The 22866-nt window shown below is 43.9% G+C and carries 23 protein-coding genes; 9 read left to right on the forward strand and 14 right to left on the reverse strand.

Annotated features, from left to right (window positions below):
• Positions 1 to 4 precede the first annotated feature (4 nt).
• The 6 genes from CHA01nite_RS17685 to CHA01nite_RS17710 are packed head-to-tail and all read right to left on the reverse strand — an operon-like array spanning position 5 to position 6606.
• Positions 5 to 655: a class I SAM-dependent methyltransferase gene (locus CHA01nite_RS17685; RefSeq protein WP_146943823.1), complete on the reverse strand. Its 651-nt coding sequence runs from the start codon at positions 653 to 655 to the stop codon at positions 5 to 7.
• Entirely contained in the window at positions 655 to 1425 is a 771-nt protein-coding gene (locus tag CHA01nite_RS17690; RefSeq protein WP_146943825.1) for a heme ABC transporter ATP-binding protein, read from the reverse strand. Before CHA01nite_RS17690 ends, CHA01nite_RS17685 begins: the two co-directional genes overlap by 1 nt.
• Positions 1422 to 2465 carry a FecCD family ABC transporter permease gene (locus tag CHA01nite_RS17695; RefSeq protein ID WP_146943827.1) on the reverse strand — a complete coding sequence of 348 codons (1044 nt, stop codon included), beginning with the start codon at positions 2463 to 2465 and terminating at the stop codon, positions 1422 to 1424. Before CHA01nite_RS17695 ends, CHA01nite_RS17690 begins: the two co-directional genes overlap by 4 nt.
• Positions 2449 to 3327: a heme/hemin ABC transporter substrate-binding protein gene (locus tag CHA01nite_RS17700; protein ID WP_146943829.1), complete on the reverse strand. Its 879-nt coding sequence runs from the start codon at positions 3325 to 3327 to the stop codon at positions 2449 to 2451. Before CHA01nite_RS17700 ends, CHA01nite_RS17695 begins: the two co-directional genes overlap by 17 nt.
• A 23-nt stretch (positions 3328 to 3350) precedes the next feature.
• Positions 3351 to 4460, reverse strand: a complete 1110-nt coding sequence (locus tag CHA01nite_RS17705) for an HmuY family protein (RefSeq protein WP_228458448.1) — start codon at positions 4458 to 4460, stop codon at positions 3351 to 3353.
• A gap of 10 nt (positions 4461 to 4470) precedes the next feature.
• Complete coding sequence (locus CHA01nite_RS17710; RefSeq protein ID WP_146943833.1) at positions 4471 to 6606, reverse strand: TonB-dependent receptor plug domain-containing protein; 2136 nt, start codon at positions 6604 to 6606, stop codon at positions 4471 to 4473.
• Positions 6607 to 6702: 96 nt separating this feature from the next.
• Here CHA01nite_RS17710 and CHA01nite_RS17715 point away from each other — a divergent pair, with 96 nt between their 5' ends.
• Positions 6703 to 7521 carry a T9SS-dependent choice-of-anchor J family protein gene (locus CHA01nite_RS17715; protein WP_146943835.1) on the forward strand — a complete coding sequence of 273 codons (819 nt, stop codon included), beginning with the start codon at positions 6703 to 6705 and terminating at the stop codon, positions 7519 to 7521.
• A gap of 386 nt (positions 7522 to 7907) precedes the next feature.
• Here the strand turns inward: CHA01nite_RS17715 and CHA01nite_RS17720 are convergent, their stop codons facing one another.
• The 6 genes from CHA01nite_RS17720 to CHA01nite_RS17745 all read right to left on the reverse strand — a co-directional run bounded on the left by CHA01nite_RS17720 (position 7908) and on the right by CHA01nite_RS17745 (position 12688).
• Entirely contained in the window at positions 7908 to 8198 is a 291-nt protein-coding gene (locus tag CHA01nite_RS17720; RefSeq protein WP_146943837.1) for a putative quinol monooxygenase, read from the reverse strand.
• A gap of 92 nt (positions 8199 to 8290) precedes the next feature.
• Positions 8291 to 9175: a sulfite exporter TauE/SafE family protein gene (locus CHA01nite_RS17725; RefSeq protein WP_146943839.1), complete on the reverse strand. Its 885-nt coding sequence runs from the start codon at positions 9173 to 9175 to the stop codon at positions 8291 to 8293.
• A 10-nt stretch (positions 9176 to 9185) separates the two neighbouring features.
• Entirely contained in the window at positions 9186 to 10427 is a 1242-nt protein-coding gene (locus tag CHA01nite_RS17730; protein ID WP_146943841.1) for a sulfate adenylyltransferase subunit 1, read from the reverse strand.
• Positions 10428 to 10569: 142 nt separating this feature from the next.
• Positions 10570 to 11478 (reverse strand): sulfate adenylyltransferase subunit CysD, encoded by a 909-nt coding sequence (gene cysD, locus CHA01nite_RS17735; protein WP_146943843.1) that lies wholly within the window; start codon positions 11476 to 11478, stop codon positions 10570 to 10572.
• A 22-nt stretch (positions 11479 to 11500) separates the two neighbouring features.
• Positions 11501 to 12193 carry a phosphoadenylyl-sulfate reductase gene (locus tag CHA01nite_RS17740; protein ID WP_146943845.1) on the reverse strand — a complete coding sequence of 231 codons (693 nt, stop codon included), beginning with the start codon at positions 12191 to 12193 and terminating at the stop codon, positions 11501 to 11503.
• An 87-nt stretch (positions 12194 to 12280) separates the two neighbouring features.
• Positions 12281 to 12688 carry an RrF2 family transcriptional regulator gene (locus tag CHA01nite_RS17745; RefSeq protein WP_146943847.1) on the reverse strand — a complete coding sequence of 136 codons (408 nt, stop codon included), beginning with the start codon at positions 12686 to 12688 and terminating at the stop codon, positions 12281 to 12283.
• Positions 12689 to 12998: 310 nt separating this feature from the next.
• Here CHA01nite_RS17745 and CHA01nite_RS17750 point away from each other — a divergent pair, with 310 nt between their 5' ends.
• The 5 genes from CHA01nite_RS17750 (at position 12999) to CHA01nite_RS17770 (ending at position 16331) form a co-directional block, all read left to right on the forward strand.
• A complete protein-coding gene (locus tag CHA01nite_RS17750) occupies positions 12999 to 13427 on the forward strand; it encodes a DUF4268 domain-containing protein (protein WP_146943849.1) in 429 nt (142 codons plus the stop codon).
• A gap of 373 nt (positions 13428 to 13800) precedes the next feature.
• Positions 13801 to 14373, forward strand: coding sequence for a Crp/Fnr family transcriptional regulator (locus CHA01nite_RS17755; RefSeq protein ID WP_146943851.1), 573 nt, complete (start codon positions 13801 to 13803; stop codon positions 14371 to 14373).
• A 277-nt stretch (positions 14374 to 14650) separates the two neighbouring features.
• Positions 14651 to 15388 carry an SDR family oxidoreductase gene (locus CHA01nite_RS17760; RefSeq protein WP_146943853.1) on the forward strand — a complete coding sequence of 246 codons (738 nt, stop codon included), beginning with the start codon at positions 14651 to 14653 and terminating at the stop codon, positions 15386 to 15388.
• A gap of 98 nt (positions 15389 to 15486) precedes the next feature.
• A complete protein-coding gene (locus tag CHA01nite_RS17765) occupies positions 15487 to 15972 on the forward strand; it encodes a hypothetical protein (RefSeq protein ID WP_146943855.1) in 486 nt (161 codons plus the stop codon).
• A gap of 47 nt (positions 15973 to 16019) precedes the next feature.
• The gene (locus tag CHA01nite_RS17770; RefSeq protein ID WP_146943857.1) at positions 16020 to 16331 is read left to right on the forward strand and encodes a hypothetical protein; all 312 of its coding nucleotides are present in this window, start codon (positions 16020 to 16022) and stop codon (positions 16329 to 16331) included.
• Between the two features lie 174 nt (positions 16332 to 16505).
• On the opposite strand, the gene CHA01nite_RS17775 is transcribed toward CHA01nite_RS17770, so the two are convergent.
• A complete protein-coding gene (locus CHA01nite_RS17775; protein WP_146943859.1) occupies positions 16506 to 17243 on the reverse strand; it encodes a hypothetical protein in 738 nt (245 codons plus the stop codon).
• Positions 17244 to 17437: 194 nt separating this feature from the next.
• On the opposite strand from CHA01nite_RS17775, the gene CHA01nite_RS17780 reads away from it, so the two are divergent.
• The 3 genes from CHA01nite_RS17780 (at position 17438) to CHA01nite_RS17790 (ending at position 20610) form a co-directional block, all read left to right on the forward strand.
• Positions 17438 to 18277, forward strand: a complete 840-nt coding sequence (locus CHA01nite_RS17780; protein ID WP_146943861.1) for an SDR family NAD(P)-dependent oxidoreductase — start codon at positions 17438 to 17440, stop codon at positions 18275 to 18277.
• A gap of 253 nt (positions 18278 to 18530) precedes the next feature.
• Entirely contained in the window at positions 18531 to 19499 is a 969-nt protein-coding gene (locus tag CHA01nite_RS17785; RefSeq protein WP_146943863.1) for an NAD(P)H-quinone oxidoreductase, read from the forward strand.
• Positions 19500 to 19695: 196 nt separating this feature from the next.
• On the forward strand, positions 19696 to 20610 hold the full coding sequence (locus tag CHA01nite_RS17790) for a helix-turn-helix domain-containing protein (RefSeq protein ID WP_146943865.1): 915 nt from the start codon (positions 19696 to 19698) through the stop codon (positions 20608 to 20610).
• Between the two features lie 337 nt (positions 20611 to 20947).
• Here the strand turns inward: CHA01nite_RS17790 and CHA01nite_RS17795 are convergent, their stop codons facing one another.
• A complete protein-coding gene (locus CHA01nite_RS17795; RefSeq protein WP_146943867.1) occupies positions 20948 to 22336 on the reverse strand; it encodes a phosphatidylinositol-specific phospholipase C in 1389 nt (462 codons plus the stop codon).
• Positions 22337 to 22866: the final 530 nt, after the last annotated feature.

Raw genomic sequence — 22866 nt, forward strand, 5'->3', positions numbered from 1 at the left:
TATTTTATTTTTTTATGGTTAAAATCGTGTAATTTCTTGTTATGGTTTCGTCTCCTGTTTTGCTTTTTATTTCTTCTTCCCTTTCGGAAACCGTCATTCTTTTGAAACAGCTTTTTGAAACCGTTTCCTCCATTTCATCGGTACTGTAAAGGGTAAAACCGAATTGGGTAAACGGCAGCTTCTCCATGAAATCCCTCTGTCCGAACGTCAGAACGAAAGTTCCCGTTTTTTTCAGGACCCTGTAGATTTCATTTAAATAGTCGACCGGCTGCTTCCAGAAATAGACGGTGTTGACAGTAAGTATTTTATCAAACGTTTTATCTTCAAAAGGAAGTTTTTCGCCTTCGTACAATAGGAAATCCGCCTGATCTTTAAAATCATCATTCAGTTTCAGGGCTTCCTGATGCATGGTTCCGGAGATATCGATTCCCGTGTACCGGATATTTTGGGCCCTGTTCAGAATGCTTTTCACATGGGCTGCGTTTCCGTGGCCGATTTCGAGGATGTGCTCGCTGTCTTCGATCAGAAGCGCCTGAATACTTTCCAGCGTCATTCCGATGTTGGTGGCATTCATCATCTCACCGGTCCCGATGCCTTTTTCGCCTTCGGGATTCGCCAGGTTTCTTGCTAATATTTTTAGTTTTTCCTGGTCCATTATCCAAAAATGATCATAGGGTTGCGGGTTACCGGATGTTCGCAGATCGTGCACGGAAAGTTGTAGGCACTGCTGATGTTTTCAGCGGTAAAAACTTCTTCCGGGGTTCCGTAGGCGACGGTCTTTCCCGATTTCATTAATAATATTTTATCGGCATACTGCGCCGCGAGATTCAGATCATGAAGCACGACTACCGCAGAATTGGCCTTCCGGGTAAATTTCCTGATGCTTTCCAGCGTCTTATACTGATGCTTGACATCCAGGTTATTCAGGGGTTCGTCCAGGAAAAGCAGCTTATGCGCAATGCCGTTCTGCAGCTGGGCCATCACCCTCGAAAGGTGCACCCGTTGCTTTTCCCCGCCCGACAAGGTATTGTATTCGCGGTCCTTCAGATGATAAACATCGGTTTCGTACATCATGTTGTTCATGGCTTCAAGGTCTTCCTGCCGGGGCTGCGCATCAAAATACGGATACCGCCCCATCATCACCACATCTTTCACTTCCAGCGGGATGTCGCTGCTGTTGTGCTGGGAAAATTTGGCCTTGTGCCTGGACAGTTCCTGCACCGGCCAGTTGTTGATGTTTTTATCTTTAAATACAACCGGCTGACTGCATTTCACTTCATTGGCCAGCATACTCAGCAGGCTGGATTTCCCGGCGCCATTCGGACCGACAATCGCCAGGAATTCACCGTATTCCAGATGAACATCCACCGCATCCAGGATGTGGAATTCTTTATATTTATAACTGATCTGATGCGCTCTGATCATGACAGTGATTTTTTAAATTTAACCAAAATAGCAATAAAGATCGGCCCTCCCATCAAAGCGGTGAGAATCCCGATCGGCAGCTCCGAAGGTTCTACAATACTTCTGCTGAACGTATCGGCAGTGAGTAACAGAATACTTCCGAAAATTGCCGACAACGGCAGGATAAAGGCATAATCGGATTTGAACAGCAGCCGTAAAACATAAGGCACGATAAGTCCTACAAACCCGATCGTTCCGGAAAATGCCACACAGCTTCCGATCATCAGTGCCGTAATCAGGATAATCTGTTTCTTCAGCCGTTCTACATTGATCCCCAGATGCTGGGCATCTCTTTCACCCAGCATCATGGCATTGAGTGCTTTGCCTTTCGGCAGCAGGATGAGATAGGATAAGATTAAAACAACAGCTAAAATAATATTCTTTGTCCAGGTGGCCGCCGCGAGACTTCCTAGGTTCCAGAACGTTAAATCCCTCAGCTGGTCGTCCTTTGAAAGATAAATCAGGAAACCGGTAACGGAGAAGCCGATGGCCGTAACCGCAACTCCGCTCAGCAGCATCATGACCACATTGGTCTTTCCTCCGCTGGTTGAAATCCGGTAGACCAGCAGCATCGATAAAAAGGAACCGATGAAAGCAGCAATGCCTACCAGTGAAAACTGTACCGCTTCAGGAAGATACGGCTTGAAATGCCCTCCTAAAACGATAGTAATGGCGGCAAGCAGCGTTGCTCCTGAAGTCAGCCCTATTAAATCTCCTGTGGCCAGAGGATTTTTAAACAATCCCTGCAGGCTTGTCCCTGAAACGGCCAGCATGCTTCCGATCAGGATCGCCATTACAATCCTGGCCGCTCTAACGTCCCATACGACATACCGGTCGCTTAAAGGCAAACCCGGATCACCTTTGATCATTTTACCTAATACTTCAAAAGCAGATTTCCCTCCGAAATCATAAACCCCGGTATTAAGAGACCATACGGCTATAAGAGCAAGCAGTAGGGCACTTATGGTGACGTAAACGTATAATTTACTTGGTGTTCTCAACTAAAAGTTTGTTTAATCCTGCAGCAGCTTCTCCCAATCTAGGCCCGAAACCTGAAACCAGGCCTCCGTCCATCGCGATGATCTTCTTGTTTTTTCCGGCATTGGTCTGGGAAACGCCCGGCATCTTTAAAGCGCCTTCGTTTCCACCGGCTCCCTGCAATCCGCTGGTGAAGAAGAACAGGACGTCAGGATTAGCTTTTACCACTGCTTCCGGAGTCAAAGGCCTGAAATCTTCAAAATCGTTAACGGCATTTTCTCCGCCGGCTATTTCAATCAATGAAGCCATCGGCGTATTTTTTCCGGAAACCATCAGCATGTTTCCTCTGGCGTAGATAAACAGGACTTTTGGTTTTTTGGCCAACGGCTGAATCTGCTTCAGATCGGCATCTATTTTATCGTTCAGCCGCTGGTAATCATTGCTTCCGACGGTTTTGGCTACATCGGCGATTAATTTTTTGGTTCCGTCTACGGTAAATTCCTGTTTGAAAACCTCGGTCTTAATTCCGGACGATTTGATTTTCCCCATCAATGCCGGATTGATGTCTTTGTCTGAAGCTAAAATCAACGTCGGGGAAACGGCCATAATCGGCTCAATGGTCATCGACCGTACATGGCCCAGATCTTTGGCTGTCGCTTTCAGGGATTCCGGATAGGTACTGGTGACATCAGTTCCTACGATTTCTTTTTCGTGGCCCAAAGCGGCTACGATTTCCGTGATCCCGCCATTCAGGGTAACGATCTTATTATTTGATTTCGGGCTTTCAGCGCCTACTTCCGTTCGGTTTTCCGCTTTCCCGCTTTCCTGCTTTTTACAGGAGTATACGGCAACGAGCACGGAAGCGGCAAGAATGAATTTTTTCATAATCTATTTATTATTTGATTGTATTATAAGGGTTTATATTCGAACTGGGGAAAACCTCTTTCTCCGGAAGTATTGGTAATTCTGGTGAATCTTAATTTAAAATAATAGCCTTCCGCATCTTTGATAATATAGAAACGGTCGCCGTATACTTCCAGTCCGTTTGCCCCCACCGGATTTCTCCAGTTGGATCCGATGATCCGCTGATCGTTATAAATGAATTTAGAAGGATCGATATCGGATGTCTTAAAATTGTTATAGGCTTCCACTCCTGATGCCGGTGCCGGAACGGTGACTTCATAAGCCCCGGCCCCACCTACATTGTTGGTCGTCACAAAATCCGCATAAACGTAGCTTCCCGCCCCGGTAATGGTATTGGTGAATACCGTGAAGCAAAGGTCCCATTTCTTCTTTTCAGGCTGAATGAGGACTTCTTTTTTATTTTTTAAACTGACAAAACTGTAATTGTAAGCCGTGTTTTTATTGATAACCAATTCTTCATGGGAAGAAGAGGCCAGCGGTGCATATTTTATTTTGTAGCCCCCGGCTGAGGTTCTGCTGATCTGCACTTTCATCCAGCCCCTGCTGTCTCCTCCTGTGGCCACAGAACCTACAGGAACAGAGCCGGAGAAAATTTCTTTACCCATATTGACAAGATAAACAGCGTTTTCGGAATCATTTGATTTGATTTCATCGATGGCCGTATATCCTGAAGGGAAGTTCCCTTTTACATCATCAATATAAATTACATTGGAAGGATTGAAATTGGCCACCTGAACCTGTGTTTGTAAGGAGGCAGCACTTGCTTCGGTAACGGCATCAATATCCGTAACATTGGGAATTTTGCCCGCAGCCATCATGATGGATGAATTTAAGACTACTTTAAAATCGTTTCCCGAATAAAAAGCAAGGTCCCAATCCGTTCTCTTGGTAAGGCTTTGAACAGGTGCTTTTGTAGCAGGATCAATTTCACTAAGATCAATCCAGACCTGGTTGGGTTGTGTAGCTCCACCTACGAGGGGGTCTGCAATGGATCCTTCACCTCGGGAAACCGTTACCGGATCTTCATTATCATTAATACACGATTGGGAAACAAAGGATGCACCTACGAGTAAGCAAAACAGTATTTTTTTCATTTTCAGGGATTTAAAAATTATAATTTAAACGGGCAAAATAGCTTCTGCCATAGAACAGGTTCTGTTGATCTGCCGCTGCATTATGGCTGCTTCCGGACTGGACGGTGTTTCTCACGCTGGTCACGTCGAAAATATTTTTTATTCCCGCGCTGATTTCAAAATGATTTTTAAAGAAGGGCTGGCTTACCGTAAAATTCAGCATACTGAAATCCCCGATCTCACCCAGAATGTACTGTCCCGGATCTTTGGGATTATCTTTGTCTGCTAGATGCGTGTATCTCCGCTGGTTCCCGGTGTATTTATAATAAAGGGCAAACAGCGTCCCGGAAGAAGGTAGGGTGTAGTTGGCCGCCAGGTTGGCTTCCGCGTAATAATTATAATTGTCCGGTGAAATAAGGTTTCCCGTGTTCAATATCTGGGAAATTCCCATCACCGAAACACCGGCATTTAATGACAGAGCCCCTTTTCTGAGATTCACTCCGCCTCCGAACAGGATCGATTTGTAATTGTCCACGTTCAGGTAAGTCATCTGTAAAGGAATGTTGTTGACGATTACATCTTCGATCCTGTTCTGGACATTTAGGTACATTCCCGAAAGACTGAAACTGAATTTCCACCTGTTGGCATTCGTCAAGGCATAATCCCAGAATGCAGCGGCGGAATATCCGGTTTCCGGCTTCAGGTTTTCATTTCCCCTGATGTCGTGGTTGTTGTCTACAACATAAGTATACAGTTCGTCATACGTGGGGAACCGGTTCGCAGATCCGAAGACCGTACGGATATCCGAATTCTCAGAAGTTTTAAACCTTAAAGTTCCGGAATAATTGTATTGGGAATTAAATTTATCGCTTAAAGCCAATCTTACCCCGGGGCGGAATGAAAGCCAGCTGTTGATGTTCCATTCTGCCGACAGGAAGTTGGCGTAATTGAAGACCGAGCGTTCGATGCTTCTGCCGTTGTTGTTGCTTTCAAAAGTGGTGGCATCGGCAAAACCTTTGGTCCTGTCCAGTTCATACCCGATCTGGAAATTAATTTTGTCGCTGTCCAGGAAATTGCTGAACATCCCTCTTGAGTACAATACATCGGATTTATAGAATGTAATTTCAGCATCTCTCAAAATTTCTTTCCGGTTGGGAACATCATAGGTGTACTGCTGTGATTTCCTTTCCTGGCTCTGGTAGGAGAAGTCTCCCAGATAGTTGATCCTTCCCAGCTTGCTCTGGATATTGAACTGGTGGATCCACCGGTGGGTATGGTAATCTTTGTCATTGGCTGTATATGTCCTGTTACCTCCGCCAATATATTCATCGGTTATGACCGGATTATAGTAGTTTATTTTTTCCGTAAGAAAATTCAGCTTGTAGAAAAAGCTCGTGTTGTTTTTGCTGTAACGGATGGTGCCGTTTGCTGTCAGCTGGTCTTTAGGCTGCCAGTCATAGCCCCGCAGGCCATCTTTGCTTTCGCTGAAATATTTATATCCGTTGAGCGATCCTCTGTATCCCTGGAAATCATTATGATTGATGTCGGCAGAAACCGACCAGCGGTCATTGATCCGGTAGCCGAGATTCAATGACTGGATGTGCCGGCCGTTTCCTTTTTTAAACCAGTCATAGTCTTTACCTACAGTCTCTTCCTGTAAAGATGCCAGGGCTGTAAATTTTGTGCCGTAATTTTTTTTGGTAATGATGTTGATGACCCCGGCAACGGCATTGTTTCCGTATTCAACCCCCATGGAGCCTTTAACGACTTCTATTCTCTCAACGTTGTTCACATTAATTTTGGTAAGGTCTACGATGTTTCCCATTCCTTCGTCACTTACTACCGGAATATTATCGATAAGGATTTTGGTGTATTTGCCGCTTAATCCCATAATGCTGGCATTGGAATTCCCCGAGCTTTTGCCGGGTTCAATTAAAATATTGAGATTCTGATTAAGTACTTCCGCAACATTGGTCACCGCCATATTCTTAATCTGCCGTGCATCAATCACCTCTACTTTATAAATCGACCTGTTGATCGACTGCTGCATATATTGTCCGGTGATCACCACCTCATCAATCTTTGTCTGGTTGAGAGAATCTTTTTCTTGTGCATGTGCATAAAGGAGAGCGGATAAAGACAGGACGGAAAGCAGTTTCTTCTTCATGGGGATTAAAAAATTTCGACAAATATAAAACTTTATTTAGAATAGTTAAAAATAATTATATATTTTTGTGGAATAATTCTAAATAAAAATAACAGTATGAAATCAGGATTACTTTTTGGAGGTTTAATGTTTGCAGCAGTTTCGATTAATGCTCAGGTAGCAACCATTAATGAGAATTTCAATGCCTTTACGGCAGGAAATACCACCTTTCCACAAGGCGGATGGGCAGCCGTTGTGGCTTCTGCCTCTGCCACTCCTCCGCCGGTTTCCCCGAGAATGATCGTAGCGGTGGATGCCGGTGATGCGAATAACAAAATGGTGCAGTCGTATGCCGGAAATAACGGCGGTGCCTCTTCTTATCTGATTACTCCGCAGATCGTAGCCCCTGCAGGAGACAAATCCCTGTCTTTTCAGACGGTATTGGTAGCCCCTTCTCCCGGTTCCGGGACCATCCAGATCGGTATGGCTTCGAGCCAGACGGATATGAGTACCTTTGTTGCTGTAGGAAACCCGGTTACCCTGTCGACGATAGGCTCCGTACAGACTATCAGCGTGAATATTCCGGCTTCTGCCCAACAGTATATCGTATTCAGGTTTACGCCTTCCACAAGCCATGTGGCGGTACAGATTGATAATGTGGTGTATAATACAGCAACCAGCCTTGCCGTTTCAGACCTGGCAAAATCGCAGGAAGAGGTTCGGTTTGCCGTAAATGCCGATCATACCGCACTGGAATTTATCACCAAAAAAGATCCTAAGAATATCCAGATCTATTCAGCAGGAGGCCGAAAGGTGGCCGATGGAAAGTTATCGGGAAGATCTTTCGGCATCAATACCCTTCAGACCGGAGTATATTATCTTCTCATCGAAACCGCGGAAGGAACAATAGTAAAATCAAAATTCATTAAGAAATAGGCTGATCAGATGTTTTTTGATCATTAGCTGACTTATAATTTCATAGATCAGTTTTTTTGAGCTTATACAAACTTCAATTTCATCGTTAAAATTTAATAATCTATAAAACAGATATTTAAGAGGCAGCTTGCATATAATTGCCGTTTTATTTGATATTAAAGAAAAAGCTGATCATGAAACAGGTTAACCGTGAACGGTAAATGGTCAATGGTGAATTTAAAACTGACTATTCATAATGTATGTATTGACTATTCACCATTCACTTTAAAATAATACTTTCTATTTTTTCTAATAAAAGGCTGCCCACTCCGGTGAACAGCCTTTTAGTTTTTTATCAAATGTCCGGAAACCGGTTTTTTCCGTCGCACCAGATTCCTTTACCAGAATTACAGTGTTTTAAATCCTTTGTGCACCATCGTTGAACTTTCCAGCATTTTGGAAACGTTTCTTCTGAAATCCAGCAGGTGATCCTGCCCGTTGTGGCGGTTCAGGTGTTCCTCACTTTCCCATAATTCGACCATGAAAAAAGTCCCTTTGTTGTCTTTATCCTCGATGAGGTCGTACTGGAGACATCCTTCCTCTTTTCTGGTTTCGCGTACCAGCGTCTGAAAAAGTTCCACCGCTTCCATCAGGTAATTTTCATTAAATTTAAAAAGCGCAACTACATGTATATTCATTGTTAATTTTTTAGCGGTGTAAATGTAGAATATTTTAAAGCCCCAAAATATATTTCAGGGATTTATTTTTCAACATTCAACAGCATCAGCCGCTAAAAAACTGATTTATAAATGGTAATGCAGCTCATCACGACTACCAGAGTCCCAATGACCGCAAACATGCTCTTCACCGGAAGTTTTGCCGTAAGCATGGCTGAGAAAGGAGCCGTGACTATCCCTCCGATCAGCAGTCCCAGAATAATATTCCAGTGCTGGATGCCTAGTGTAAAAACAAAAGTAATGGCAGCTGTTAACGTCAGGATAAATTTGGCCACCGTAGAGCTTCCCACGGCAAATCTCGGGGTAAAGGAATTCTTGATCAGTGTGCCCGTAACCAGAGGACCCCAGCCGCCGCCGGCAAAGGAATCGATAAACCCTCCGATGAGCCCGAGCTTGGTAAGGTTGGTTTTCCTTTTAAGTTTTTTATCCTGCTTTTCCTTAAACGCATTCGATAAAATCCGGATTCCGAGATACAGCGTGTAAAAGGAAATGACGCTTTTCGTAATTTTCGAATAGTATTCTCCGAGATAAGTCAGGGAAACCGCGCCGATTACCGCGCCGACCACTGCCGGAACCGCTAGTCTTTTCACCAGGTTTTTGCTTACGTTTTTCAGTTTGATGTGGCTGATGCTTCCTGCTGCCGTGGTAAAACTTTCTGCCGAATGGATGCTGGCACTTACCGCATGCGGCGGAATTCCCAGGAATAAAAGGGTCGTGGTACAGATGACCCCGTAGCCCATTCCCATAGAGCCGGCCACGATTTCCGCCAGAAACCCGACTAAGAGCATCCAGTAAAAAATATAGCCGTCTTTAGCCAGAACTTTCAGCAGTTCGTCAAGATAACCCGTTTCGTATAGGGAGAAAACAATGACGGCTACCGCTGCAACCGTAATGAAGAAAACATTAAGCCTGATCTGTACTTTTCTTGAGATGACCATCCGATTCAGTTTATAAAATCATGAGCGCTCCCACAGTAGAGTTGCTGGTCTCATCAATCAGGATGGCATTTCCTGTTGCGTTGCTGTCCTCAAAACGGTCATAGACCAGAGGTGAAGCTGTTTTCAGCCGGATTTTTACGACTTCGTTCAGTTTTACGTTTTCTGAAACCGGGATTTTCTCCAGGGTATTCACATCAATTTTATAATCAATTTCTTTTACGACCGCTTTCAGTACCCTGCTTTTATGTTGAATGAAATATTTGTTGCCCTCCTGCAGTTCTTTTTTATCCAGCCAGCAGACTACAGCTTCGATTTCATTTTCAACCTCAGGCATGCTCGCTGTTTTTACGAGAAAATCGCCGCGGCTGATATCGATATCGTCTTCGGTATGCAACACGGCAGGCTGCCGGGCAAACACGGCTTCCACTTCTCTTCCGCCGGTTTCAATTTTTGAAATTTTAGTCTGAATCTGTTGAGGGAGAACCGTAATTTCATCCCCTTTTTTATACATTCCGGAAATCACCTCTCCGGCATAACCCCGGTAATCATGATGCTCATCTGTCTGCGGACGGATCACGTACTGTACCTGGAATCTCGGACTGTCAAAATTTTCGGCTGAACCGGTTTCAATGGTCTCAAGGAAATCCAGCAATGCAGGACCATTATACCAGGGCATCTGTTCGGATTTCCCGACGATATTGTCTCCGTGAAAAGCGGAAATCGGGAAATAATTCACATTTTCCAGTCCCAGTTTCTCAGCCACCAATTCATATTGGGCTTTAATATCATTAAAAACTTCTTCGGAATAATCCACCAGATCCATTTTATTGATCGCCACCACCACATTTTTCATTTTCAGCAAAGAGGCAATTATCGAATGTCTTCTTGTCTGTTCGATCACGCCCTGCCTTGCATCAATGAGAATGATGATCAGCTGGGAGTTGGAAGCACCCGTGATCATATTCCTGGTATACTGGATGTGTCCCGGTGCATCAGCGATTATGAATTTCCTTTTCGGGGTCGAAAAATAACGGTAGGCCACATCAATGGTAATCCCCTGCTCTCTTTCGGCTCTCAGCCCGTCCGTTAAAATGGCAAGGTCGATTCCGTCTTCATTTTTGTTTTTCGATTGTTTTTCCAATGCTTCAAGCTGGTCGATCAGTATATTTTTGCTGTCGTACAGAAGCCTTCCGATCAGGGTACTTTTCCCGTCGTCCACGCTTCCGGCAGTGATGAATCTTAATATATCCATGTTTTTATAAGGGTAATGAGTAATTGGTAATGAGTAATTTAATATTATCCCTACCAATGCCTCATTGTTTTTTTAAAGTTTAAAATTGATGATCTGTAAATAAACTGCAGTGATCCGGTATCCCGATTATGCTCATTAGTCATCAGAAGTAGCCTCCTTTTTTCCGGTCTTCCATCGCCGCTTCCGTCACTTTATCGTCGATCCGGGTTTCCCCGCGTTCTGAGATTCTTGAGGCCGTAATTTCGGCAACAACTTCATCCAGTGTTCCGGCGTGGCTCTCTACGGCAGCGGTACAGGTCATATCGCCTACGGTCCGGTAACGGACTTTTTTGCTGACAACCGTATCATTTTCATCGATCCTGATAAAATCCGAAACGGCGATCCACTGGCCTTCATGTTCGATGACCTCGCGGTCGTGGGCAAAATAAATCGGCGGCAAACCGATGTTTTCCCTTTTAATGTAGTTCCATACATCCAGTTCCGTCCAGTTCGAAATCGGGAAAACCCTTACATTTTCCCCTTTGTTGATCCTGCCGTTGTAGATGTTCCACAATTCGGGACGCTGCAGTTTCGGATCCCACTGCCCGAATTCATCGCGTACCGAGAAAAACCGTTCTTTGGCTCTGGCCTTTTCTTCATCCCTTCTGGCTCCGCCGATGCAGGCGTCAAACCGGAATTCCTCAATCGTATCCAGCAGGGTGTGGGTCTGGAGCCAGTTCCGGGAAGCGAATTTCCCTTTAGGCTCGGTTAAATTTTTAGCTTTAATGGTGTCTTCCACTTTTCTTATAATCAGTTCGGCACCGATATTTTCGGCAAGTTCGTCCCTGAACCGGAGGGCTTCCGGGAAATTGTGCCCGGTATCGATATGGACCAGAGGAAAGGGAATTTTCATCGGGGCGAATGCTTTTATGGCTAAATGGACCAAAGTGATGGAATCTTTTCCACCGCTGAAAAGCAGGGCCGGCTTTTCAAACTGGGCCGCCACTTCACGCATAATGTAAATGCTCTCGGCTTCCAGCTGTTCCAGATAGTCCGGTTGGTAAGTATTCATTTTTTCGTTTAATTTTTTTGAATTAGTGTGTATGCAGGCCGCATTCTTTTTGTGAGCTTTCCCACCACCAGCGTCCGGCACGGGGATTTTCTCCTTCTGCAACCGCCCGGGTACAGGGCTGGCAGCCTACGCTAACAAATCCTCTTTTATGAAGGGATAATTCCTGGACTTTGTATTCGGCCAGGTAATCCAGTACCTGCTGATAGCTCCAGTGGATCAGCGGATTGTATTTATAGAGCTGTCTTTCTGCGTCCCATTCGATCACCGGCATGTGTTCACGGTTTTCCGACTGTCCGGCACGCAAGCCCGTGATCCAGACTTCAGCCTCTTGCAAAGCACGGTTTAAAGGTTTAACCTTTCGGATGAAACAGCATTCCTTCCGGTTTTCGACGGAATGATAAAAGGCATTGATCCCTTTTTCATTTACATATTGTTCAACATCGGAACTTTCCGGAAAATAGACTTCCGTTCTCTTTTTGTAGCGGGCGTGATTCTGGGCCAGTAATTCGTAATGTTCAGGGAAGAGCCTTCCGGTATCCAGGGTGAATACTTTGACGGGAAGTGCGTTTCTGAAAATGATATCGGTGATCACCTGGTCTTCCTGACCAAGCGATGTAGAGAAAACGCTTCCCTGCGGGAATTTGGAGGAGATCAGTTTCAATCCCTCCTCTGCCGAAAGCTGTTTCAGAATATCTGCCTCTTCTTTTGAAATCATAATTTATCCATTTGAAGTATAACAAATATCCGACAAAATAATTATCCTACCAAATGAGTAGACTAATTATTCCAAAAAAGGATCTTTTTAATTCACCAGATCCATTAAGGTTCTCTGTTCAAGAATATTCAGGGAGGCATCCCGCACTTCGATCAGTACGTCGTGCAGGCCACAGTGATCTTCGCTGCAGTCATCGCATTTTTCATAAAAATTCAGGCTGACGCATGGCAGAAGCGCAATGGGTCCGTTTACCAGCCGGATAATCCGGGCAAGCTTTACGTTTTCGGGATTTTCCCTGAAGAAATATCCGCCACCCTTCCCTTTTTTACTGTCGAGGATATCCGCTTTTTTGAGTTCAAGCAGGATATTTTCTAAAAACTTCAAAGGAATCTTCTTACGGTCTGCAATTTCGGAAATGAGAACCGGGCCGTCATTCCTTTTTTCTACCAGGTATGACAGTGCCTTAAAAGCGTATTGGGATTTTTTAGAAAGCATTACAACAAAAATAAGAAAAAAGTAATTAAACAACCAAGTTAAAAGAGCCAGGGAAAAAGGTATTTAAGAAGAACCGGAGTTAAAAGGCTGGAAGAGGGAAGCTGGATGCCGGAAGTCTCTCCTGTCAAAAAATACAATAAAAAGTCTTGATTATCAAATTAAACATTTTGTCATTCTGTTAGGAGAAAGTCTTGTGTGGTCTTGAATAAACAGCCTTAAAAATCTTCATCTCTCTTAACGTTTCAAACTGCATTCTACCTGGCTCCTCTTACTTTTTACCTGGCTCTTGATTTTTTCCTACCTTTGTCTTATGTTCAGCAAACAGGAAGCACAGCAGTTAAAAAAGGAGTTTTGGACGGCTTTCGGAAAGTCTTTCCCGAGGAAGTGGATTTTGTACGATACCAAAATCAAGGACATGTCGTTCAAATTTTATGCAGACAATAAAAAGGCGGAAGTTTCTCTGGATATCGAAATGAAGGACGAAATTTTCAGGAATGCCTACTATGAAAAGATCTGGTCGCTGGAGGACATCCTGAAGGATTTTATCGGGGATTTCCATAAAGACGAATATTATACCCTGGAAAACGGTAAGGTCATGGCCAGGATCTGGGTTGAAAAGCATCAGGTTTCCATCTTCAATAAAAATACCTGGCAGGAAATCTTTGAATTTTTTGTAGAAAAAATGGACGGCTTCGAAAGGTTTTATTATGAATACGAGGATTTTATCAAGGATGTATGATCAGGGTCCGGTGAGTACAGGATTCAATGTTCAATTCTTCCGGATGAATTCATGGAGATAAAGCCGTTCTGTAATGGCTTTTTCTTCTTATTAGCGTGAATCCAACCGTATTTAACTTAATTTCAGTCATTATTTAATGATACAGTAAAATTAATTCTATTAATCAGCATATTAAATAGAATTGCTTCCGACAGAAAGACAAACGGTTTCGCCTGATCGTCACTACCTTCAACCGTATTTTGATAAAAGGAACTTCCGGCTTATTACCTGATTTTCAATTCGGGTTCAAATTAAATATTTGTCATGATCATAGTGAAATAAATATTTGTCAAATGGCAAATGGCAAATACCAAACTTTCCCTAAATTGCCCGCATGAAAGCATTATTTGATTTTATCCTGACCTTCGGGAACCTAAACCCACAGCAGATGGATTTCATTACGGCAAAAGCCAGGGAAGTTTCCATCCCCAAAGAAGAATATTTTTCCGAAGCCGGTAAAATAGCCAGGCAGGTAGGATTCATTACCGAAGGCATTCTCCGGGTTTGCTATTACAACAATAAAAGCGAAGAGATCACCAAATATTTTATCGATGAAAACAACCTGGTCGTGGATCTTGAAAGTTTCGATAACCAGATCTGCTCGAGTGCCTACGTGCAGGCCGTCACCGACTGTAAGCTGATCGTTTTTGAAAGAAAAGACTGGCTGGAACTGTTGCAGACCATTGTAGGTTTTGATGCCATTGTCCATAAAATTATTTCCAGGGCCCTGATGCAGAAAGTAGAACGGCGAAGCCCGCTTGTTTCGGAAGATGCCACCACACGCTACCTCAAATTCATGGAGATCTACCCTTCTGCCGTCAACCGGATCCCGCTTTCCTATGTCGCATCCTATCTTGGCGTGACCCAGTCGTCACTGAGCAGGATCCGGAAGAATGTGAAGCTGTAGGGGGCTGGAAGATGGATGCTGGAAGTTTGGCACTGGTTCCGGCAAGAAATATTTAGGCAAGAAATAAACCGGGAAAAGAATGGATGATAAAGTCAGAAGCCCAAACCTGCACTACCCTAACCTCCCGCATCCATCTTCCATCTTCCATCTTCCATCTTCCATCTTCCATCATCCCGCATCCCACATCCCGCATCCACCACTCTTTTTGTCAAATGGCAAATGCCGGTCCGGGAAATTGGCGGAATTTTGCTTCAGTAATCAATTAAAATAAAAAAATATGCAAACCGTACTTATTACCGGAGCCAACAGAAGCATCGGACTGGAAACCGCCAAAAAGCTTTCGGAAAAAGGGTTATTCATTTATTTAGGCAGCCGTGACCTTGCAAAAGGTGAAGCAGTGGTAAAAGACCTTGCTGAAAAAGGATTTAAAAACATGAAGGCGGTCGAAATTGATGTCACCAGTCCTGACTCTGTCTCCAAAGCCAGGGATCTTATTGAAAAAGAACAGGGAAAACTGGATATCCTGATCAACAATGCAGGGATTTTAGGGGTACAGCCACAGACCGCAGAAGCAACAGCTGTTGAAAACATCCGGGAAGTTTTTGAAACCAATTTCTTCGGGGCCATTACTGTAACGCAGGCTTTTCTGGAACTGCTTAAAAAATCGGACCGCCCGAGAATCAGCAATATCACTTCGGGATTAGGCTCGCTCACTTTACACACCGATCCGCAATGGAAATATTACCATGTGAAAAATGCAGCGTACGGGCCTTCGAAATCTGCTTTAAATGCCTATACCATTGTTCTTGCTTATGAGCTGAGGGAACTTCCTTTTAAAGTGAATGTTATTGATCCCGGTTATACCGCAACGGATTTCAACCACCACAGCGGACCTGGCTCAATAGAAAGTGCCGCAACGTTTATCGTTAAACATACCCTGACCGATGAAGATGGCCCGACCGGACAATTCTTCAGCAACGACATTGAGGACGAAACAGGAATCAGTCCGTGGTAAACCGGGCCGGACAATTATAATTCAGGAGAAACTTTCGGGTTTCTCTTTTTTATTTGAAGACAATTCAGCATATTTGATCCAACTTAAAATCTGATGAGATGAAAAGAATAATTTCTTTACCCATGTCTCTTGGTATGTTGCTCCTGATCTTTTCCTGCAATAAGGAAAACAAGGCCTATGGAACGAACGATGTAAACAAGGATCAACGGATCCGGGAATCTGTAAAAACGTTGAAAGGAAATTACTGTTTTATGAAAACTGAAGATAGAGATACCACTTATGTGCATCTTATGATCTCCGGTAGTAACGTAAACGGCGAAATGACCTGGCAGCCATGGGAAAAAGACGGTGCGCAGGGAACACTTTCCGGAAAACTGGTTTCCGCCCATGAAATGGAGCTGTTGTATGATTATACGATTGAAGGCAGTAAACAAACGGAAGCCAAATTCATGAAAATTGAAGGCAATAAACTTTACATACTGACCGGGGAACTGACAGATCCTGAAAATAACGGACATCTGAAATATAAAAATATCTTAAAAGCCGTCTACAGTGAAGTCCTTACCCCAACAACCTGCAGATAACACCTGAAACAGGCATAGATATTGTGCAGGCTACAAAAATTCATGCTATGAAAACAAAATATCATTTTACCGCATTGCTGACCTACGATTCTACTGAAGCAGGCGGGCTTACCTCTCCCGTTTCCTCTGACCACAGGCCCATCATCAAATTTCCGTTCGATGAAAACCTTTTTATTGCCATTCAGAAATTCACCGGTGAAGAAGACCTGGTGTTTCCCGGAGACACTGTTACTTCCGAAGTTACCTTGCTTCAGCCCGAAAAATTCACCGGAGCCCTGTATGAAGGCATGGATTTCGATTTTTTCGAAGGAGATCGGCCGATAGGACACGGTACGATTACCAGACTTTCTAATATTTAATTTTATGTTTTAACCAATCTGATGCTTTTGTCGAATTACAGCTTATCCGGAAACCATCGGCTTACCTTTTACAATCAAAAAAAATACACTCCTCACAGATCGGGAAGCGTATTCTTAACCTATATTTAATGGAAAATCAGACTGATATGACCTGTTTTTCGGACAAGCTCTGATTTAATTTGAAACTTTGTAAATGCTGAAATTAGCCGTACTGTTACCTAGAACACCGGGATCCAGAAGAGATGAATTCGTCAGTCCAAAGGAAATTTTATCTCCTGCCTGCAGGGGGTGCAGCCCGTCCAGGGTTTCCTGTGCGATCGCCACCGTCATATTATTGCCTATATTTTCACTCATAAAAGCACGTGAATTAATTAGCGTTGAAACAGCATTTCTTGTACGGACGATTCCTACTCCCGCAGTAACAGCCTGCCCAAATACTCCTTGTCCGTATCTGAAGGTATAAGTGATTTGATACACCCCCGTACTGGGAACAGTATAGGTGTTATCCGTATCAGAAAATACAGCCGTAGAACCTACTGTCCTTTCGGAGTTAACAAAATTTACGGCACGGAAACCGGTTGGGAAAACGGTTGCGGAAAACAGAGTAACCCCTGCGGTCTTCCTGGCCGAATATACCGATGCCGCTACACCGGTAGTCCCTCCTTGGGTTGCCAGGTCTGCAATGAGCTGGGGGTTAAGCCGGGTCACCTCGAAATCGCCGCCCGTATTCTGGTTAACAGCCAGGATCTGGAACCCTACAGTAGACGCGGCCGTTGGCATCTGCCTGATTTTCATATTTCCGTTTACATCCAAAGTGGATTGCGGCGTGGTGGTATTAATGCCTACCTGGGCCAGCAATAAAGAGGATGAAGAAAAAAGGCATAGCGCCGCTGTAATCATGTTAGTTTTCATATGTACAATTTGGCGCAAATATATTGATATAAAGTCAGATATTTTTATATTATGTTAAATAATTATCATCCTGCTGTCAGCCTTCATCTAAAGCTGATCATTCACGATCCGGATACACTCTCCGCGGATCCGGTTACTTTTTTCATGACTGATCTTCTGATCTTTGTCCTATCAATTAAACAAATACTTAAATAATGGAAACAAACAAAGTATGGTTCGTCACGGGAGCCTCCAAAGGATTGGGATTTGAACTGGTAAAAAAACTATTGTCTGAAGGTTACCGGGTGGCGGCTACCAGCCGTACCGTTGAGTTGCTGGTTGCTTCTTTCGGGAAAGCTTCCGGAAATTTTTTACCGCTGGATATGAATATTACGGACAATGACAACGTAAAAGCATCTGTTGCGAAAACTGTGGAACATTTTGGAAATATTGACGTGATCGTCAACAATGCGGGTTATGGCCAGATCGGAACGCTGGAAGAACTGACCGACGAAGAAGCAAGAGCAAATTTTGACGTGAATGTTTTCGGAAGCCTGAACGTTATCCGAAATGCGATGCCTTACCTGCGGGAACAGCAATCGGGAAACATCTTCAACATCTCATCCATCGGCGGTTACGCCGGTAATTTTCCGGGCTGGGGCATTTATTGCTCTACAAAATTTGCCGTGGCCGGATTTACGGAAGCCCTGGCGGAAGAAGCCAGACCTTTCGGGATTCATGCAACGGTTGTTTACCCCGGCTATTTCCGCACGGATTTTTTAACCCAGGAATCGGCGAAAACTCCGGCTCATACCATTGAAGCTTATGAATCGGCAAGGAATTCGGAACAGGCCCACCTGAATGAAATCAACGGGAACCAGCCGAATGATCCGGTAAAAGCAGCTGAAGCCCTGATTGCCCTGAGCAAAGAACAGAATCCGCCGGTTCATTTCCTGCTCGGTATTGAAACCAATGAGTTTCTGAATAATAAGTTCAAAACAATGACGAAGGATGCAGAAAACTGGAAGAGCCTGACGGAATCGACTGCCCTTTAATAGGGTTGTCTTAAAATAAAATTCAGGACCTGTAGCCGGGATGTCAAAAGCTGTTTGAATAATTACTGAATAAGGACAGAAATGAATGCCTTGTTTAATTTAATTCAGACAGCTTTTTAGTTATTTGAAGCTCCCGATGGTATCGGCACAAATTATGAAGTCTATCCGAAGTAATTTCCGGCAGGAAGAGTGGACCGATAAGCCATCAGCCAACTGACCCGGGAAAAAGTTAAATAAAAACTTCATACAAACAATGAAAGCAATCGTAATTACAAAACCCGGAGGACCGGAAGTTTTAGCATTAAAAGAATATCCGACGCCCGAAATCTCAGGAGATCAGGTATTGATAGAAGTAAAAGCGGCAGGACTTAACCGTCTGGATGTTTTCCAGCGTGAGGGCAATTATCCCGCTCCGGCCGGTGTCCCGGATGATATTTTAGGTTTGGAAGTCGCCGGAACGGTGGTTGAATGCGGACCTGAGGTAACTGATCTTAAAGTCGGCGATAAAGTCTGCGCTCTTTTGGAAGGCGGCGGGTACGCGGAATTTGTCAGTGTCCGTGAAGGTCAGTGCCTTCCGGTTCCCGATGGACTGAGTTTTGCGGAAGCGGCCAGTTTACCCGAAACGGTTTTTACCGTCTGGTCCAATATTTTTCAGAGGGGAAATCTTCAGCCCGGAGAAACCCTTCTGATTCACGGCGGAAACAGCGGCATCGGCATCACCGGAATCCAGATTGCCCATACCTTAGGTTCCAAAGTGGTAGTTACCGTCGGCTCTGAAGAAAAAGGGAAAACCTGCCTTGATCTGGGAGCAGATTCGTACATTAATTATAAAACCCAGAATTTTGAAGACGAACTGCAAAGCGAAGGCGTGGATGTGATTCTGGACATGATCGGCGGCGACTATTTAGCCAAAAACATCAATATCTTAAAACCTGACGGAAGACTGGTCCACATCAATGCTGTAGATCAAAGCCCGGCCCGTCTCGACATCAAGAAAGTGATGACCAAACGTCTGACGGTCACAGGAAGCACGCTCCGGAGCAGGGGATACGAATTTAAAAAACAACTGGCAAAAGAAGTTCAGAGATCCGTTTGGCCGTTGATCGAAGCAAAGCAATTCAAGCCTGTGATCTTCCGGACTTTTCCTTTTTCGGAAGCTTCCGAGGCACACCGACTGCTGGAAAACGGGACACACACCGGTAAAATCATTCTGGTGAGATGATTAGAAACCGTTTAAGGGCCGGAAGAGGGGGGCTGGATGCCGGAAGACCTTTGGTTAAAGTACTTTCAAGAACTTTATGGGTTTGATAGTCTCAACAGACCTGATCCAACTGAAAATTTTCGATTTTCTTCTCATTACATCTTTTCGGGAAAATTACAAATTCCTCTAACCTGTTTATTTTAATACCTTAGCTTTTATGAAAGAGCCTATCCGTTTTAATTCCATTTCCGATTTTCACACATTCTGCGGTCTGCCGAAACCGGAACATCCGCTGATCAGCCTGATCGATTACAGCAAAGTGCAGTATCCGGTGAACGATGACGAAATGAAATGGATCCAGAACTACTACTCCATCGGGTTAAAAAGAAATGTAAACGCCCGGTTCAATTATGGTCAGCAGGAATATGATTTCGATTCCGGTGTGCTCTGTTTTGTTTCGCCGCTCCAGTTTCTCCGGATCGAGATGAAACCCGACGTGGAAGTGGAACCGACCGGCTACCTGCTTCTGATCCATCCCGATTTTCTCTGGGGAACTTCTCTGGCAAAAAAGATGAAATCCTATGAATTTTTCAGCTACCGGATCAACGAGGCCCTTTTCCTGTCGGAAAAAGAAGAAAACATTATCGTCTGCCTGTTTAAAAATATCGAAAAGGAATACCAGAACAACATCGACAAGTTTACCCAGGAACTGATTGTCGCCCAGCTGGAGCTGTTCCTGATCTACTCCGAACGTTTTTATGAACGACAGTTCCTCACCCGGAAAAAGTCCAGCCATGAACTGCTCGACAAATTCGAGGAAGTACTCTCCGGATATTTTGAAAGCGGCAGCCTTCCGGAAAACGGAATTCCTTCTGTAACCGCCATTGCCGGACAGCTGAACATTTCGCCCAATTACCTCAGCAGCCTGCTGCGCATCAATACCCAACAGAATACCCAACAGCACATCCAGAACAAATTAATCGACTACGCCAAGGAACGCCTGAGCACCACTACCTTATCCGTCAGTGAAATTGCCTACGAACTGGGGTTTGAACATCCGCAGTCTTTCAGTAAATTGTTCAAGCAGAAGGTGAAGCAGTCGCCGGGGGAGTTCAGGAAGCTGTTTAATTGAAAATTTTGTATTTTGGTGATAACAATATTCTTAAATACTATAAACATAAAAAATTTTTACTTCTGATGATTTTGTTTTACGGAACAGATTTATTCTCTCAGGATTGAAAACAGATCGCAATAGGGAATGAATTAGGTTATTCCAGATTCAATTGGTGAAGAAATGCTGAATTCCTTTTGCTATAAAGAGTAAAATTTAAGATTGCTTATCTTTAATATTTTGAATTAGTGGTAATTTATATTAGTTTATCAATAGAATAAATAGCCGGAAGAAAAATTCTTCCGGCCTTAATCATAAACCTTTCGGCTTTCACTCTACTTAATCATAAACTTTTCTATTAGTAGTTCGACTGGATAATGTTGTTGATCAGGCCGTTTTCATTCGGATTGTCACCACCGTTATTATAGAAATCAAGCGGGATAATACCCAGCCTTTTCTTCCCGGAATACAGGGTATAGTTTCTCAGCCAAGGATTCATCGCCGGATTTACACCCAAACCACCCCATGCATACTGGTAGGGCGTATGAGCTCCGACGGCAATGCTGTTGAATGTGATATACAGGACCTGCTGATTGGCCGCATCGGTTTTTACCGCTTTTTCCAGATTGGCTTTTACTTCTTCCGCCTTTTTATGCGTGTCGTTGCTCTTATAGTTGTCTTCGATATAAAATTTCTGGCCCTGGGCATTGGCAGATTCGAAAGTCGCATCATCTTTCCATTCGCCAAAACTTACGCCCAACGCATTTTTATCAATTCCTGAGTTTCCGACGTTAAGATCAAACCGGTAAAAGAAGATGATCTTTCCTTTTGCATGCTGAAGATCGGGAACAGTATTTCCTTTATAGTACAGGGAATTGTATTTTTTGAGATAGGTAATAAAGTTAGCGGAAATATCCGACCCGTCTTCTTTTTTTACCGACATCAGAATCACTTCGGACGGATTGCCTTTCAGGAAAGCATCACAGGCATTGAGTACTTCCCCAAAACTTACATCGCAGGGAACAAACCCGTGGTAAAGCACTAAAGGATCGGAAGAGCTGGAGCCGTTGGCCAGCCGGATATCATAAAAACGGATACCATCTTCCAGCTGTCTCCGGATATCATAATTCTGACATCTCGCCCCTACTACTACAGAAGGAATATTATAAGTTCCGGAATCATGAGTACCGGGAATGCTTAATGACAGAAGGGAGGAATCCGGATCAAGTTTGCCCATCCATTGCATCATATTCAGGGAGAAGAAAAATTCGTTTACGCCCGATACGGCCAGATTGCAGTTGAAGTCGGTTCCGGGATTGGTAGACAATATATAGAGATTCCCTGCTTTTTTCAGCTGTTTACTGCCAATCCACCAGTTGTTCTCAGACTTCCAGTTATGTCCTTGCCCGATGACGAGATTGGGGAGCTGGCAGCGTTTGTTCCTGTAATCGAAGGAAATAGTACAGGTGAAGGCAAAATTCAGTTCACCCGGCATGCTTTCGGAGGTGCTGCATCCGATGGCGCTCCCGCCGGTGATCTGATTTCTGAACCAGTCGGCTACTCCACTGCTGCCTTTTCTTCCGGCCCGTACGGTAATTTTCCAGGTACTGTTTCCGTTAGCGGCCACAGAAGGGGTATTTTCCCACGGCTGACCGGACGTGATGGAATGACCGGTAATGGAAATCTGCAGATTGGTGACTCCCTCCAGCATATGAAGGATAAAATCGTTGTCGCGAATTGTTGGCATATTATTCAGGATTTAAGTTTACATCGTTACCATCATGTGGTCTTCATCATCATTTCAAAAGTAGGAGGAAATATTTTCCTGCAGCTGAGGGTAAATACTGATTTTTTAAAACGGGGGTTTTTACTAGAAGATGTAGAGGACCGACTATTGGTACCGACTGCAGAAGAGAAAATCAATGGCAGGAAATTTTTAAATTAACGCGCGCTCGAAGTACAAACCGTACCAAAAATGGCTGGAAGAGGGACGCCGGATGCCGGAAGAACTTTCGGTTAAGATATTGCAAGGAATTTTGAAGATGAACCGATTTTTTCAACAGGCTTTTTTTATCGCATTAAATCACATAAAAACAAATAACTATCGAATTCACATTGAATTAAAATCAATTGATTCAGAAGGCAAGATCCTCTCCATAAGAATAATTCAGTCCTTATTTTATCCATTAAAAACCAGATTCCCGGCCGTTAATTTGTGTTTCATTTTAAAATACAGGTTAAAAATTAATTTGTAATTTTGATTTAAATATATTAGAA

Origin of the sequence: Chryseobacterium hagamense (assembly GCF_007991455.1) — a bacterium.
Classification (GTDB): domain Bacteria; phylum Bacteroidota; class Bacteroidia; order Flavobacteriales; family Weeksellaceae; genus Chryseobacterium; species Chryseobacterium hagamense.